The sequence below is a fragment of the Pseudomonas veronii genome (genome assembly GCF_002028325.1).
GTDB lineage: Bacteria > Pseudomonadota > Gammaproteobacteria > Pseudomonadales > Pseudomonadaceae > Aquipseudomonas > Aquipseudomonas veronii.
Genome location: NZ_CP018420.1, coordinates 5,647,113 through 5,659,307, shown reverse-complemented (window position 1 = coordinate 5,659,307; position 12,195 = coordinate 5,647,113). Strand labels below are relative to the sequence as shown.

Below are 12,195 nucleotides of genomic sequence, written 5' to 3'. Positions count from 1 at the left end.
AGGTGGGTCAGTCTCACGTCAGCTCGCGGGTCAATTCTGCATTGGCGTTAACACATATGGGCGGTCTGTCGCGTAATTTCAGAGTCGTCTTTAGTGTTTCATTACTATTGGTCTTGCTTGTTTTTCACAAATTAGCGTGGTTTAAGATTGGAACTTTTTAGGGTGATCTTACGAAAATTATCTAGTGGTTTATCTGTGATGAAAATATTAATGCACCTCTGGCTCGTAGCCACCGAGTCACCCATTGCTACGCTTATTTTTAGTGGGTAACAGCCGAGCTGTTACACGGTGTATCTGTAACGTTACTTACCAGAAGCAGGGGAGTTCGCGAATCTCAAATGGTCGCAGCCAATGACGGCAACGACGGTCAGCCGCGGTAGTGATTGCAGGACATTGCGATCCAAGCCAGCGGAGGCCTTATCACTTGGAGATTTCTAGAATGTCTGATGATCTGATTTGTCTCGACTTAAGCCCTAAGGAATGGACATGAAAAGTAAAAATCTGATTGTGCTGTTTTGTGCCGGTTCGCTGTTCAGCACGCTGGCGACTGCGGATGTTAACGTGTTCCGAGCGATCGATAGAAAAAACGCCACTTATGCGAAGGTAGCAGATGCGCAATGGAGGATTGACGAGGATGGTCTGTCCACATTTGAAGCAGCAAACTTCATTGTGCCCGGAAAGCCTTGCAAGGTCCGGTTCACTGTCGTTGGGGTCAACCCGCCGTTCAATCAGGGCGACCAGGGTCCGATCCACAATATGGCCGGATATATTGGCGTTTACTCTCCTCAGCACGGAGGGCTGGGGCATTGGAGCATTACCAAGGACCCCGCGCCGGCTGTCCCGGCTGAAATCACGAACTTTGTGATTGCAAACAATGCGGCGGAGGTAAATGTCGGCTATACCGGAGGCAGTCCTTCTCAATGCCTCACTCCGGCACAGCCAAATTAGTACTGCCAGAGCGCAATTGATATTGTGATGACTGATTAGAACTACAGTCAATTGAGAAGAGGTGTCTGGTTAGCACCTCTTCTTTTTTTAGGAGAGTCTTATGGCTGTTCTGCATTATTGTTATTCATTCACAAGCGATGTCCTCAAAAAAGATCTCGCTGGAACCCCAGATGAAGTCATTGCTCGGTTGCACCAAAAATCAGCTGAGGCGTGCAGAAAGCCGTCCCATGTGATGGCGGAGGCTTTAGAGGCAGTGCGTTTTAGCCCTTCTTGGCTTACCGATGAGGAAGAGAGTGATCGCCCGGCAAAGCAATTGCTGGTATGCCTACTTGGGCATTGTCATCCAGTACTCTCGCTAGGTCGAAGCGGTGAGCTTCCATATCATTTGATTCTGAAGGCTCTACTGACGGATGCGGGGTGGAGTAACGAGCGAATCACTGACCTTATTCGTGGAAAGCCAGCAACAATCTTGTTTTCTATGGCGGAGAGAAAAGATTTGGAAGCGATATTCACTGGCCTCACTGATATCGTAGGTATTCTCGGTCCCGATGAATGCGCCAAGCTGACCATGGAGTTGAATTCAACTCGCGATTATTTCTTCATCGATCATGCGCGTCACGAAGAAGTTCTCGGCGGCATTGTTCCGAATTGGTCAGGTCAAGGGGCTGTGCTGGCGAAGTCTGCATGGTCAAGGGCGGTTGACATGCTGAGCAGTCGAGCCTCCGAGCGTGACGCGCTGATTTTGATACTGGATTGATTGTTTAGGTCAGCGGTAAAACCCGACGGGCGGCCAGACAGATAGAAGCAGCGACCTCCTGCTGCCACTCCATGGTCTGGGGGCCTGTTTCTCATCAAACTGGTCCACCCATAACAAACGTCCGCTTTGGCAGCTTGTAAGCTTGGCCGTCAGCCTCAGCTTGCAATCATGGAAGCGAAACCGAGCTGTAATCAGGTAGTCCAGAGCGTTGTGGTTAACGGTTTCAACCGGCACCACGAGCACGAACGTGGTCGAAAAGTTTTGGTATGCCTGGTATGCCAACAAACGTGTAACAGAACTGTCTTGACCTCTGCCTTTTTTTATCGCAGATCTGCTCATCCAACCGATTGGACAGATAGCTGAAAATTTTCTCAAGTCACCAAGGCCTTTGTGATTGGTGGGAAGCCTATTGTGCGATTGGGCACGGTAAAGTCGTATGCGAACGGCAGCAGTGGGTCGATTTCAGCCGGTCGCCACTGGCTGAAATCGGCCAGAAGCAGACATTCAAACCGCTAGCCAAATACACTGTCGAGAAGATCGCGCTCAAAAATTTTGGTGCAAGTGTGCAGCCATGGAAAAGGGAGGATTCATGAGTCTTGATCTGTGCTTGGAAGCTGATAGTACGCTCACAATTTCGACGCTGAGCAAAGCACTTGCGAATGCTGGTGCTTGGGAAATAGAGAAAACGCAGCGGCCAGCGCAGTTCAAGATTACTGAACAAACACAGTCCATCTATCCACTCGCCAATACGCTCGTATCGTCAAAGGCTGGGTGAAGGCCGTTGGCCTTGATCCAGCCATGTATGGCACTCATGAGATGAGACGTACGAAGGCATCACTGATCTATCGCAGAACGAATAACCTGCAGGCGGTTCAACTGCTGCTCGACCTGTACGAAGACCTGAACGGCAAACACCGCGACATCGCCCTGGCGATCCATCAACTGAGCGAACTGGGCGTACTCCTCACCGCCAAATTGCTCGATCGTGAAACGCCTTGCCCTGGCCAACCCGCCCAACAAGCCGTCTCAGGCCACCTGCAACGGCTTGCCGCGATCAATTGACCCCAGGCCAGCTCTCCACATATTCAATAGTGAAGTCCGGATAGGAATCGACGATCTGGATCTTGTAGTCGGGGTAGCTGTCGACGGTTTGCCATTTGCCAACAGAGTCCGGCCAGGAAACCACCTTCTTTACCTTAAGGTCGGGGTACTGATTCACCACTTTCACCTTGTAGTCGGGATAGCTGTTCACGAACTGGATCTTGCCGTAAATCTTCGACACATCGACCGTCGTACCGGCGTGAGCGCAAAAAGTGCAGGTCAACAGCAAGGAAGCGAGGGCAGCTTTGAACATGAGCATTTCATCCTAAAAAATCGAAGCGTCCAGTCTATCGATATCCACGCGGGCCGTTTCAACTCACCTGCCCGATTGCTGGCGGCGTCATCATACGGTACATACAACGGCTCGGCGATCTGGCTTGTGATGGCTTTGGTCAACCCCCTCAGCCTTGCCGAACGCGCGATTGAGCTCAAGCGCCATCGATGGCGTCGAGCTGCTTGGCAGCGTGAAGGCCCACGCCTTATCGCTCTAAAGTGATCACTGTAGTCCGCTATCCAAATCTAGCGGTTCGGAATTCTATTTCGCGGGAAGAAAGTGACCAGCTACTCGTTTTATACTTGGCCGGTTCAGGCTTGCTCATGCAGTCATTTCACCAGCCAGCCCATAAAGTGAGAGAAGCTGAATTCAACTCAAATCTGTCACCTTGATTGAGCGCCCATAGCTTTCCAACAAGGCTGTCATCAAGTACCACCTCTTCAGCTGTCTCGATCAGATGCCGTGTATGCAGTTTTTTTGAAGCCTAACGCTTCTGACCATGGATCAACCTACCAATAAATAGTCCGAAGATCGGCATGATAATACTGGAACGCGGAGATGACCGCTCTGGGGCTATTTCAGCCGGTTCCGACAGGCAGCTATTGGCCGAATGCGGCCTATTCCGAATCCCCGCTCTCGCCCCATAGCTGCTGGTGGTGATCGCCCGCTTTAGGCCGTAAACCATTTCGAGTGAAGAGAATTAACTCGTCTGATTTTCACCTGTGCAACTAGATCAAGGAGGGATTTTAACGAATGCGTCGTTAGGGATATGGGCTCTTATCGCTTGCTCGATTTTGCGTTATGCCATGCAGCTGCATGGCATAACGATAGTGGCTGGTGAATGCGATGCGCTCACGCCCCTAAACGATGCGGCACGCGGGAATTGCGTTACAGCGCTCGCACTGGAATGCAGATGTCGCAACTAAATTCACCGGTGTGGGGGTCAAGTGCCGTGGTCGCAGAAAACATCTCGAAGCAAGGCCTATCGTCGCATTGTAGTCCGCTGGACGGCATCCATTCACGCGTCAGCCACATCCAGGCGTTACCTAAAACCTCAGCTTTCCCTTTGAAACTTGCTACGGCATAACGGCCGCCCGGCAGAGTTAGAATATCTACCTGGCCGCTAGCAACAAAATGAGCGGGTACTTCGACGCACGCGTCATAGCGGCACTTGTTGGCTGGAGTGAGAGACGGGTCGTCATGACCTATGCCATAACAGGTTTCATCACTGAGGCCATTTGAGTGCATCCACGGGGCAATGGTGCCGCGCCAAAATTCGCCGATGGCGGGCCCATATGGTCCGATTAAACGTTGATACGCGACGCGTGCTTTTGGTAAATCAACGATACGTACATCCATGGCACAAGTTTCCGTTAGCCGATAAGAGACGTCAGATTCACCGAGCGCGGGCTCGCCTTCCTGATGGATATTGCTGAAGACCTGATCAGGATTGCTCTCTTGGTTGCCTGGTTGCTGTCCGATCGCGGACGCCTGCATTTTCAGCCGCTGAAGAGTCGTGGAGCGCCAGGTCGATGGCGTGCAGCCGAACTTGAGTTTGAAGGCTCGCGCAAACGCTTCACCCGAATGGAAGCCGGTGGCCAACGCTGTTTCAAGTACTGTTTCATGGCTACCACAGGACAGCCGGAAGGCCGCCTTCTCGAGCCGTCGACGCTGTGCATAGCTGCCAAGCGTTTCGCCCATCCATGCGGCGAAAATTCGATGAAAATGGAAGCGCGAGAAATTGGCGATGTCGGCTAACTGCGCGCCATCTAACGGCTGATCGAGGTGAGCATCGATGTAGTTGAGTACACGATTTATCCGTCGCGCGTACTCAGCGCGGGATGCTTGCGCAGAAGGCTTGGTCGTCATGTTAGCTATTCTAAAAATCACCGTTCATGTGGCTGTTGAGTCGTTGAGTTCCTGCGATAACCGCAGCGCGTTCTTCGTTTCTTTCTCGGCAGCGTGCAGCTCCAGCGTAGGCCAATCTGTAGCAAAGGTATCGAGTTTGAACTGTTGGCAGAGCGCTTAAAGCGTCATGTCAATCCACGGAGACAGCACAGGACCAGGCACTTCGACGGTCATCGGGTTTGTGAAATAACGCCACCCATGTATTGATTTAAATCGCGAAAATCCTTAACGCTCCATGAGTGCGGCGATAGCTTTACTCCATTCTCTCGCAAGGTTTTTGGAATTAAGTCGCCATTTGGGCGAAGTATTATCGAAGACACAATCACGCCCGGATAATCATTTAATCGTTTTTTGAAAGCGAGCGTTGTTAGATCAGGCGTCGGCGGATTACTTTTTTTAGCCAGCGGTCCTGTTGCTTTGAGATCCATTCCATGGCACATGCTGCATCGCTGTAGATAGAGATTTTTTCCATTAGCATTATCCGCGAAGGATAGTGATGTTTGAGTCAGCGACAACATTCCTAGCGAAGCGATGAGCACTACTTTCATTGTTTTTATCTTCCTTGATGGGACCGGCGTTGATTGGACGCGATTGGGCGCGCGGGAAAGATATCAGCCATCGCGTCGGCGCACACGGTCATTTCTGATGCCCATTAAACCAACACGTTTTCCCGGAGGTAATCGGGGGGCAGACCCCGGTTGTTTCCGTCGACACTCGCCTAACCCTTACAGATCCCGGAAACCTTTCGCCACAGATACCACCTTTTAGTCCCGCCTCCATCCGCGCTACCTTTCCGTCGTCGCTGCAAATTCAGTGACCGGGCCTGATAACCCGTGGAACAATAGGCGCTCTAGCGTCTCCAGCACCATGCCGACGCTTTTTTTGCGTCCGCACATCCGTGTTATGGCGGCTGTGCGCGGGAGGCCTTCGGGCCTGCCGGGTTCCTATTGTCCCGGTTTATCAGCCTGCGCACAGCTGCCACCCTTTCGCCTGATAACGAACGTGGCAGCTTCTCGACATTAGGAGCTAAAACCATGAGCATTTCTGACAGGCCATACCCTCACAACCCCACCACCCACACCTCCGCCCATCCAGGAGGTGCCCAATGATCAACCCACCCCTCAACAAAACCCTCGGCGTCATCACCTTTTCCACCTGTGGCAAGCAGCCCAACCTTCACCGACTATTCCGCGTGAACGCCGGCGTGCCCATCCGCGATGCGTTGGAGCATGCCTCCGAACTTCTCCACTGTTCAAAGCTGCTGGCGTTGGATGCGGCCATGGACACGGGCGCGGATCGTTATGCCTGGGCGGCGCATTATTTGGGGGAGATGGCGAAGGCGGTGGTGGATGATTTGGCGAATGGGATGTTGGCCAATGGGGTGACGGAGGAGGGTGAAGTGGCGGGTAGTTAGTCTGGTGGTTTGAGGGTGTTGCGGCTGACGCTATCGCAGGCAAGCCAGCTCCCACAAGGGGCTGTGTTTCAAGTTGATGTTGCGCTGGTCGGGGATTTTGCTGGTTGCCCACTTTTCGACAGGCGAAAAAAAAGACCTTGAATTTCAAGGTCTTTTTTTAAGATGGTGCCCCGAGGGAGACTCGAACTCCCACTCCTTTCGAAAACGGATTTTGAATCCGCCGCGTCTACCAATTCCGCCATCAGGGCTCAATGGCGGCGAAGTATAGAGATGAGATTACCGTTGGTCAATCACGTTTCATGGTCAATTTTGACTATTTCCGCTAGACTTCCCGGCCCTGCTAGACGAACCCCATCATGCGCGTTGCTGACTTTACTTTTGAGCTCCCTGATTCGCTGATCGCCCGCCACCCTTTGGCCGAGCGTCGCGCCAGTCGACTGCTGACCCTGGACGGGCTCAGCGGTGCCCTCGCACACCGTCAATTCACTGATTTGCTTGAGCATTTGCGCCCAGGCGATTTGATGGTGTTCAACAATACCCGGGTGATTCCGGCGCGGCTGTTTGGCCAGAAAGCTTCCGGCGGCAAGCTGGAAATTCTGGTGGAGCGGGTGCTGGACAGCCATCGCGTGCTGGCCCATGTGCGCTCCAGCAAGTCGCCGAAACCGGGTTCGACCCTGCTGATCGATGGCGGTGGCGAGGCCGAGATGGTGGCGCGTCATGATGCGTTGTTCGAGCTCAAGTTTGCCGAGGAAGTGTTGCCGCTGCTGGAGCGCGTCGGCCATATGCCGTTGCCTCCTTATATAGACCGCCCCGACGAAGATGCGGACCGCGAGCGCTATCAGACGGTGTATTCCCAGCGCCTCGGTGCCGTCGCGGCGCCGACGGCCGGGCTGCATTTCGACCAGCCGCTGCTGGATGCGATCGCCGCCAAGGGCGTCGAGAGCGCGTATGTGACCCTGCACGTGGGGGCCGGCACGTTTCAGCCGGTGCGTGTGGATAACATCGAAGACCACCATATGCACAGCGAATGGCTGGAAGTCAGCCAGGACGTCGTGGACGCGGTCAACGCGTGCAAGGCGCGCGGCGGGCGGGTGATTGCCGTGGGCACCACCAGCGTGCGTTCCCTGGAAAGCGCGGCGCGTGATGGCGTGCTCAAGCCGTTCAGCGGCGACACCGATATCTTTATTTACCCAGGCCGGCCGTTTCATGTGGTCGATGCGCTGGTGACCAACTTCCATTTGCCGGAATCCACGCTGTTGATGCTGGTGTCGGCATTTGCCGGTTATCCGGAAACCATGGCTGCTTATCAGGCTGCCATCGACAATGGATACCGTTTTTTCAGCTACGGTGATGCGATGTTTATCACCCGTAATCCGGCGCCACGCGGCCCAGAGGAACAACTATGAGTCGTATGTCGTTTGAATTGCTGGCCACTGACGGCAAGGCCCGTCGCGGTCGTCTGACCTTTCCGCGCGGTACGGTAGAGACCCCGGCGTTCATGCCGGTCGGCACCTACGGCACCGTCAAAGGCATGCTGCCGCGCGATATCGTCGCCACCGGCGCCGAAATCATCCTCGGCAACACCTTCCACCTGTGGCTGCGCCCGGGCACGGAAGTGATCAAGAAGCACGGCGACCTGCATGACTTCATGAAGTGGCAAGGCCCGATCCTCACTGACTCGGGTGGTTTCCAGGTGTTCAGCCTGGGCGCCATGCGCAAGATCAAGGAGGAGGGCGTGACCTTCGCCTCGCCGGTCGACGGTTCCAAAGTGTTCATGGGCCCGGAAGAGTCGATGCAGGTCCAGCGCGACCTGGGCTCCGACATCGTGATGATTTTCGACGAATGCACGCCGTACCCGGCCGACGAAGACGTCGCGCGGGTTTCCATGGAGTTGTCGCTGCGTTGGGCCCAGCGCTCGAAGAACGCCCACGGCGACAACACTGCGGCGCTGTTCGGTATCGTCCAGGGCGGCATGCATGAAAGCCTGCGCAAGCGCTCGCTGGAAGGCCTGGACAAGATCGGCTTCGACGGCCTGGCCATCGGCGGTCTGTCGGTGGGTGAGCCCAAGCACGAGATGATCAAGGTGCTGGATTACCTGCCGGGCCTGATGCCTGCTGACAAACCTCGTTACCTTATGGGCGTTGGCAAACCGGAGGATCTCGTAGAGGGTGTGCGCCGCGGTGTGGACATGTTCGATTGCGTGATGCCAACCCGTAATGCCCGCAATGGGCATCTGTTCATCGATACAGGCGTGCTGAAGATCCGTAACGCGTTCCATCGCCATGATGATTCGCCGCTGGATCCCACCTGTGACTGCTATACCTGCCAGAACTTCTCCCGTGCTTATCTGCACCATCTGGACAAGTGTGGGGAAATGCTGGGTAGCATGTTGAATACCATCCACAATTTGCGTCATTACCAAGTCCTGATGGCTGGTTTGCGCGAGGCTATTCAACAGGGTACATTGGCCGCCTTCGTCGATGCCTTCTATGCCAAGCGCGGGCTCCCTGTGCCGCCCTTGGACTGAGTTTTCCGACCCTAAGATTCACTATTTGCAACTGGAGTGCTAAATGAGCTTTTTTATCTCTAACGCCATGGCTGATGCCGCTGCGCCTGCTGCTGCCGGCCCTATGGGCGGTGGTTTCGAGTGGATTTTCCTGGTCGGCTTCCTGGTCATCTTCTACCTGATGATCTGGCGTCCACAGGCCAAGCGCGCCAAAGAGCAGAAAAACCTGCTCGGCAGCCTGCAGAAAGGTGACGAAGTCGTGACCACCGGCGGTATCGCGGGCAAGATCACCAAGGTTTCCGATGCTTTCGTGGTTCTGGAAGTCTCCGACACCGTCGAAATGAAGTTCCAGAAGGGCGCCATCGCCGCCACGCTGCCTAAAGGCACGCTCAAAGCGATCTGAGTAACAACTTTTACCAATCGACGGGGCGCGCAAGGCGCCCCGCGTTATAAGCGGGCGGCGTGATGCTGAACAAATACCCTCTGTGGAAATACCTACTGATCCTGGCGGTGCTGGCGATCGGTTTTATTTATTCCGCTCCCAATCTCTATCCTGATGACCCTGCGATCCAGATCTCTGGCGCCAGCACTTCGCTGAAGGTCAATCAGGCTGACCTGGAACGCGCGAGCAAAGCGCTCACCGATGCGGGCATCCAGGTCAAAGCGGCAACGTTGGCAGCTGATGCGAAGGGCGGCTTGTTGCGCCTGACCAAGCAAGAAGACCAATTGCCGGCCAAAGACGTCGTGCGCAAGGCCATGGGTGACGACTACGTTGTCGCGCTCAACCTGGCACAGACCACGCCAAAATGGCTGCGCAGCATTGGCGCGCACCCGATGAAGCTGGGTCTGGACTTGTCCGGTGGTGTGCACTTCCTGCTGGAAGTCGACATGGACAAAGCCCTCGACGCGCGCCTGAAAGTCTACGAAGGCGACGTGAAGAGCCTGCTGCGTAAAGAGAAGTTGCGTTATCGCAGCCTGCCGCAGCTCAACGGTGCCATCCAGCTGGGCTTCTCTGACGAAGCGTCCCGCGAGCAGGCCCGTGCGCTGATCCGCAAGAACTTCAACGATTTCGACATCGTACCGGCCGACCTCAACGGTCAACCTGTGCTGCGTCTGGCGATGACCCCGGCCAAGCTGGCGGAAATCCGCGAATACTCCATCAAGCAGAACTTGACCACGGTGCGTAACCGCGTCAACGAGCTGGGTGTGGCCGAGCCGATCGTTCAGCGCCAGGGCGCCAACCGCATCGTGGTTGAGTTGCCGGGCGTGCAGGATACCGCTGAAGCCAAGCGTATCCTCGGCAAGACCGCCAACCTGGAATTCCGTCTGGCCGCCGAGCCGGGTGCTTCCAAAGCCACTTCCGAGACGTTCGAGTTCCGTGAGGGCAACCGCCCTGCGGCGCAGATCGAGCGTGGCTTGATCATCACCGGCGACCAGGTGACTGACGCCAAGGCCGGTTTCGGCGAACACGGTACGCCTGAAGTGAACATCCGCCTGGATGGCCATGGTGGCGAACTGATGAGCCGCGCCACGCGCAGCAACGTCGGGCGCAGCATGGCGGTGATCTTCATCGAGCAGCGCCCGGTCACCACCTACACCAAGCAAATGGTCAACGGCGTCGAGAAAGACGTGCCGGTGCAGACCTTCAAGGAAGAGAAGAAGATCATCAGCCTGGCGACCATTCAGTCGCCGCTGGGTGCTCAGTTCCGCATCACCGGCCTGAACGGCCAGGGCGAATCGTCCGAGCTGGCCCTGCTGCTGCGTGCCGGTGGCCTGGCTGCGCCGATGTACTTCGCTGAAGAACGCACCATCGGCCCGAGCCTGGGTGCCGACAACATCACCAAGGGTATCGATGCGGCCTTGTGGGGCATGCTGTTCGTGTCGCTGTTCATCATCGCCATCTACCGCTTCTTCGGCATCATCGCCACCGTGGCCCTGGCGGGCAACATGGTGATGCTGCTGGCCTTGATGTCGTTGCTGGGCGCTACGCTGACCCTGCCAGGCATCGCCGGTATCGTCCTCACCATGGGGATGGCGGTGGACGCCAACGTGCTGATCTTCTCGCGGATTCGTGAAGAGATCGCCGCCGGCATGACCGTGCAGCGCGCAATCAACGAAGGCTTCGGCCGGGCATTTACCGCGATTCTCGACTCCAACCTGACCACATTGCTGGTCGGCGGGATTCTCTTTGCCATGGGCACCGGCCCGGTCAAAGGTTTTGCGGTGACCATGTCCCTCGGTATCTTTACCTCGATGTTCACGGCCATCATGGTGACCCGCGCAATGGTCAACCTGATCTTTGGCGGGCGTGACTTCAAGAAGTTGTGGATTTAAGGGGCTGCCATGTTACGTACAATCAACTTCATGGGCGTTCGCAATATTGCGTTCGGCGTCACCGTGCTCCTTACCGTTCTGGCGTTGTTCAGCTGGTTCCATAAGGGCCTGAACTACGGTCTGGACTTCACCGGCGGTACGCTCATCGAGCTGACCTACGAGAAGCCGGCCGACGTGACTCAGGTGCGCGAAGAGCTGGTCAAGGCCGGCTATCACGAAGCTATCGTGCAGAGCTTCGGTGCGACCACCGATCTGCTGGTGCGGATGCCGGGCGAAGACCCGCAACTGGGTCACCAGGTTGCCGAGGCCTTGCAGAAGGTCGGCGGTGATAACCCGGCGGCGGTCAAGCGCGTCGAGTTCGTCGGCCCGCAAGTGGGTGAAGAGCTGCGCGACCAGGGCGGCCTCGGCATGCTGATGGCGCTGGTCGGCATCATGATCTACCTGGCGTTCCGATTTCAGTGGAAGTTCGGTGTCGGCGCCATTGTCTCGCTGATCCACGACGTGGTTGTGACCGTGGGCATCCTGGCGTACTTCCAGATCACCTTCGACCTGACTGTGCTGGCCGCGGTGCTGGCGATCATTGGTTACTCGCTCAACGACACCATCGTGGTATTCGACCGGGTTCGCGAGAACTTCCGCGTACTGCGCAAGGCGACGTTGATCGAGAACATCAACATCTCCACTACCCAGACCCTGTTGCGCACCATGGCGACGTCGATCTCCACCTTGCTGGCGATCGCAGCACTGATGATCTTCGGTGGTGACAACCTGTGGGGCTTCTCCCTGGCGCTGTTTATCGGCGTTCTGGCGGGCACCTACTCGTCGATCTACATCGCCAACGTGGTGCTGATCTGGCTGAACCTCAACAGCGAAGACCTGATCCCTCCGGCCGCGACTGGCAAGGAGGTCGACGACCGCCCTTGATGGGTGGTTGTTGATCTGCTGTTACAAAG

General features: G+C 55.8%; 12 protein-coding genes, 1 tRNA gene and 2 pseudogenes. 11 read left to right on the top strand and 4 right to left on the bottom strand.

Going from position 1 to position 12,195, the window contains the following annotated elements:
* Window positions 1-486 precede the first annotated feature (486 nt).
* From PverR02_RS25885 to PverR02_RS32345, 5 genes and pseudogenes are all read left to right on the top strand, one after another.
* Window positions 487-948, top strand: coding sequence for a hypothetical protein (locus PverR02_RS25885; RefSeq protein ID WP_046382166.1), 462 nt, complete (start codon window positions 487-489; stop codon window positions 946-948).
* Between the two features lie 100 nt (window positions 949-1,048).
* Window positions 1,049-1,705: a hypothetical protein gene (locus tag PverR02_RS25880; protein ID WP_046382167.1), complete on the top strand. Its 657-nt coding sequence runs from the start codon at window positions 1,049-1,051 to the stop codon at window positions 1,703-1,705.
* A gap of 589 nt (window positions 1,706-2,294) precedes the next feature.
* Window positions 2,295-2,480 (top strand): hypothetical protein, encoded by a 186-nt coding sequence (locus PverR02_RS33200; protein WP_165933317.1) that lies wholly within the window; start codon window positions 2,295-2,297, stop codon window positions 2,478-2,480.
* A pseudogene (locus tag PverR02_RS33195) lies at window positions 2,435-2,590 on the top strand (integrase); the annotation flags it as partial. The gene PverR02_RS33200 and the pseudogene PverR02_RS33195, both read left to right, overlap by 46 nt.
* Window positions 2,582-2,767 (top strand): annotated as a pseudogene (locus PverR02_RS32345) (DUF6124 family protein); the annotation flags it as partial. The pseudogenes PverR02_RS33195 and PverR02_RS32345, both read left to right, overlap by 9 nt.
* Here PverR02_RS32345 and PverR02_RS25870 read toward each other — a convergent pair.
* The 3 genes from PverR02_RS25870 to PverR02_RS25855 all read right to left on the bottom strand — a co-directional run bounded on the left by PverR02_RS25870 (window position 2,760) and on the right by PverR02_RS25855 (window position 5,536).
* Entirely contained in the window at window positions 2,760-3,059 is a 300-nt protein-coding gene (locus PverR02_RS25870) for a hypothetical protein (protein ID WP_052735758.1), read from the bottom strand. The pseudogene PverR02_RS32345 and the gene PverR02_RS25870 sit on opposite strands and share 8 nt — an antisense overlap.
* 909 nt (window positions 3,060-3,968) lie before the next feature.
* On the bottom strand, window positions 3,969-4,949 hold the full coding sequence (locus PverR02_RS25860) for an AraC family transcriptional regulator (protein ID WP_079444643.1): 981 nt from the start codon (window positions 4,947-4,949) through the stop codon (window positions 3,969-3,971).
* Window positions 4,950-5,158: 209 nt separating this feature from the next.
* Complete coding sequence (locus tag PverR02_RS25855) at window positions 5,159-5,536, bottom strand: c-type cytochrome (protein ID WP_079444642.1); 378 nt, start codon at window positions 5,534-5,536, stop codon at window positions 5,159-5,161.
* A 557-nt stretch (window positions 5,537-6,093) separates the two neighbouring features.
* On the opposite strand from PverR02_RS25855, the gene PverR02_RS25850 reads away from it, so the two are divergent.
* The gene (locus PverR02_RS25850; protein WP_017846211.1) at window positions 6,094-6,402 is read left to right on the top strand and encodes a DUF3077 domain-containing protein; all 309 of its coding nucleotides are present in this window, start codon (window positions 6,094-6,096) and stop codon (window positions 6,400-6,402) included.
* Window positions 6,403-6,565: 163 nt separating this feature from the next.
* Here the strand turns inward: PverR02_RS25850 and PverR02_RS25845 are convergent.
* Window positions 6,566-6,650 (bottom strand) — tRNA-Leu (locus PverR02_RS25845).
* A 108-nt stretch (window positions 6,651-6,758) separates the two neighbouring features.
* Between PverR02_RS25845 and queA the strand changes: the two genes are divergently transcribed.
* From queA to secF, 5 genes are all read left to right on the top strand, one after another.
* A complete protein-coding gene (gene queA, locus PverR02_RS25840; protein ID WP_017846191.1) occupies window positions 6,759-7,808 on the top strand; it encodes a tRNA preQ1(34) S-adenosylmethionine ribosyltransferase-isomerase QueA in 1,050 nt (349 codons plus the stop codon).
* 5 nt (window positions 7,809-7,813) lie between these two features.
* Window positions 7,814-8,929 carry a tRNA guanosine(34) transglycosylase Tgt gene (gene tgt / locus PverR02_RS25835; RefSeq protein ID WP_010565220.1) on the top strand — a complete coding sequence of 372 codons (1,116 nt, stop codon included), beginning with the start codon at window positions 7,814-7,816 and terminating at the stop codon, window positions 8,927-8,929.
* Window positions 8,930-8,972: 43 nt separating this feature from the next.
* A complete protein-coding gene (yajC, locus tag PverR02_RS25830; RefSeq protein ID WP_003175975.1) occupies window positions 8,973-9,311 on the top strand; it encodes a preprotein translocase subunit YajC in 339 nt (112 codons plus the stop codon).
* Window positions 9,312-9,373: 62 nt separating this feature from the next.
* The gene (gene secD, locus PverR02_RS25825) at window positions 9,374-11,242 is read left to right on the top strand and encodes a protein translocase subunit SecD (RefSeq protein ID WP_079444641.1); all 1,869 of its coding nucleotides are present in this window, start codon (window positions 9,374-9,376) and stop codon (window positions 11,240-11,242) included.
* Between the two features lie 9 nt (window positions 11,243-11,251).
* A complete protein-coding gene (gene secF / locus PverR02_RS25820) occupies window positions 11,252-12,166 on the top strand; it encodes a protein translocase subunit SecF (protein WP_017846188.1) in 915 nt (304 codons plus the stop codon).
* Window positions 12,167-12,195 lie beyond the last annotated feature (29 nt).

Excerpts from the sequence above, each read along its gene's own strand:
- PverR02_RS25860 (WP_079444643.1), bottom strand. The coding sequence starts at position 4,949 with ATGACGACCAAGCCTTCTGCGCAAGCATCCCGCGCTGAGTACGCGCGA.
- PverR02_RS25880 (WP_046382167.1), top strand. The coding sequence starts at position 1,049 with ATGGCTGTTCTGCATTATTGTTATTCATTCACAAGCGATGTCCTCAAA.
- secF (WP_017846188.1), top strand. The coding sequence starts at position 11,252 with ATGTTACGTACAATCAACTTCATGGGCGTTCGCAATATTGCGTTCGGC.
- PverR02_RS25850 (WP_017846211.1), top strand. The coding sequence starts at position 6,094 with ATGATCAACCCACCCCTCAACAAAACCCTCGGCGTCATCACCTTTTCC.
- yajC (WP_003175975.1), top strand. The coding sequence starts at position 8,973 with ATGAGCTTTTTTATCTCTAACGCCATGGCTGATGCCGCTGCGCCTGCT.
- PverR02_RS33200 (WP_165933317.1), top strand. The coding sequence starts at position 2,295 with ATGAGTCTTGATCTGTGCTTGGAAGCTGATAGTACGCTCACAATTTCG.
- tgt (WP_010565220.1), top strand. The coding sequence starts at position 7,814 with ATGTCGTTTGAATTGCTGGCCACTGACGGCAAGGCCCGTCGCGGTCGT.
- PverR02_RS25870 (WP_052735758.1), bottom strand. The coding sequence starts at position 3,059 with ATGTTCAAAGCTGCCCTCGCTTCCTTGCTGTTGACCTGCACTTTTTGC.
- queA (WP_017846191.1), top strand. The coding sequence starts at position 6,759 with ATGCGCGTTGCTGACTTTACTTTTGAGCTCCCTGATTCGCTGATCGCC.
- secD (WP_079444641.1), top strand. The coding sequence starts at position 9,374 with ATGCTGAACAAATACCCTCTGTGGAAATACCTACTGATCCTGGCGGTG.
- PverR02_RS25885 (WP_046382166.1), top strand. The coding sequence starts at position 487 with ATGAAAAGTAAAAATCTGATTGTGCTGTTTTGTGCCGGTTCGCTGTTC.
- PverR02_RS25855 (WP_079444642.1), bottom strand. The coding sequence starts at position 5,536 with ATGAAAGTAGTGCTCATCGCTTCGCTAGGAATGTTGTCGCTGACTCAA.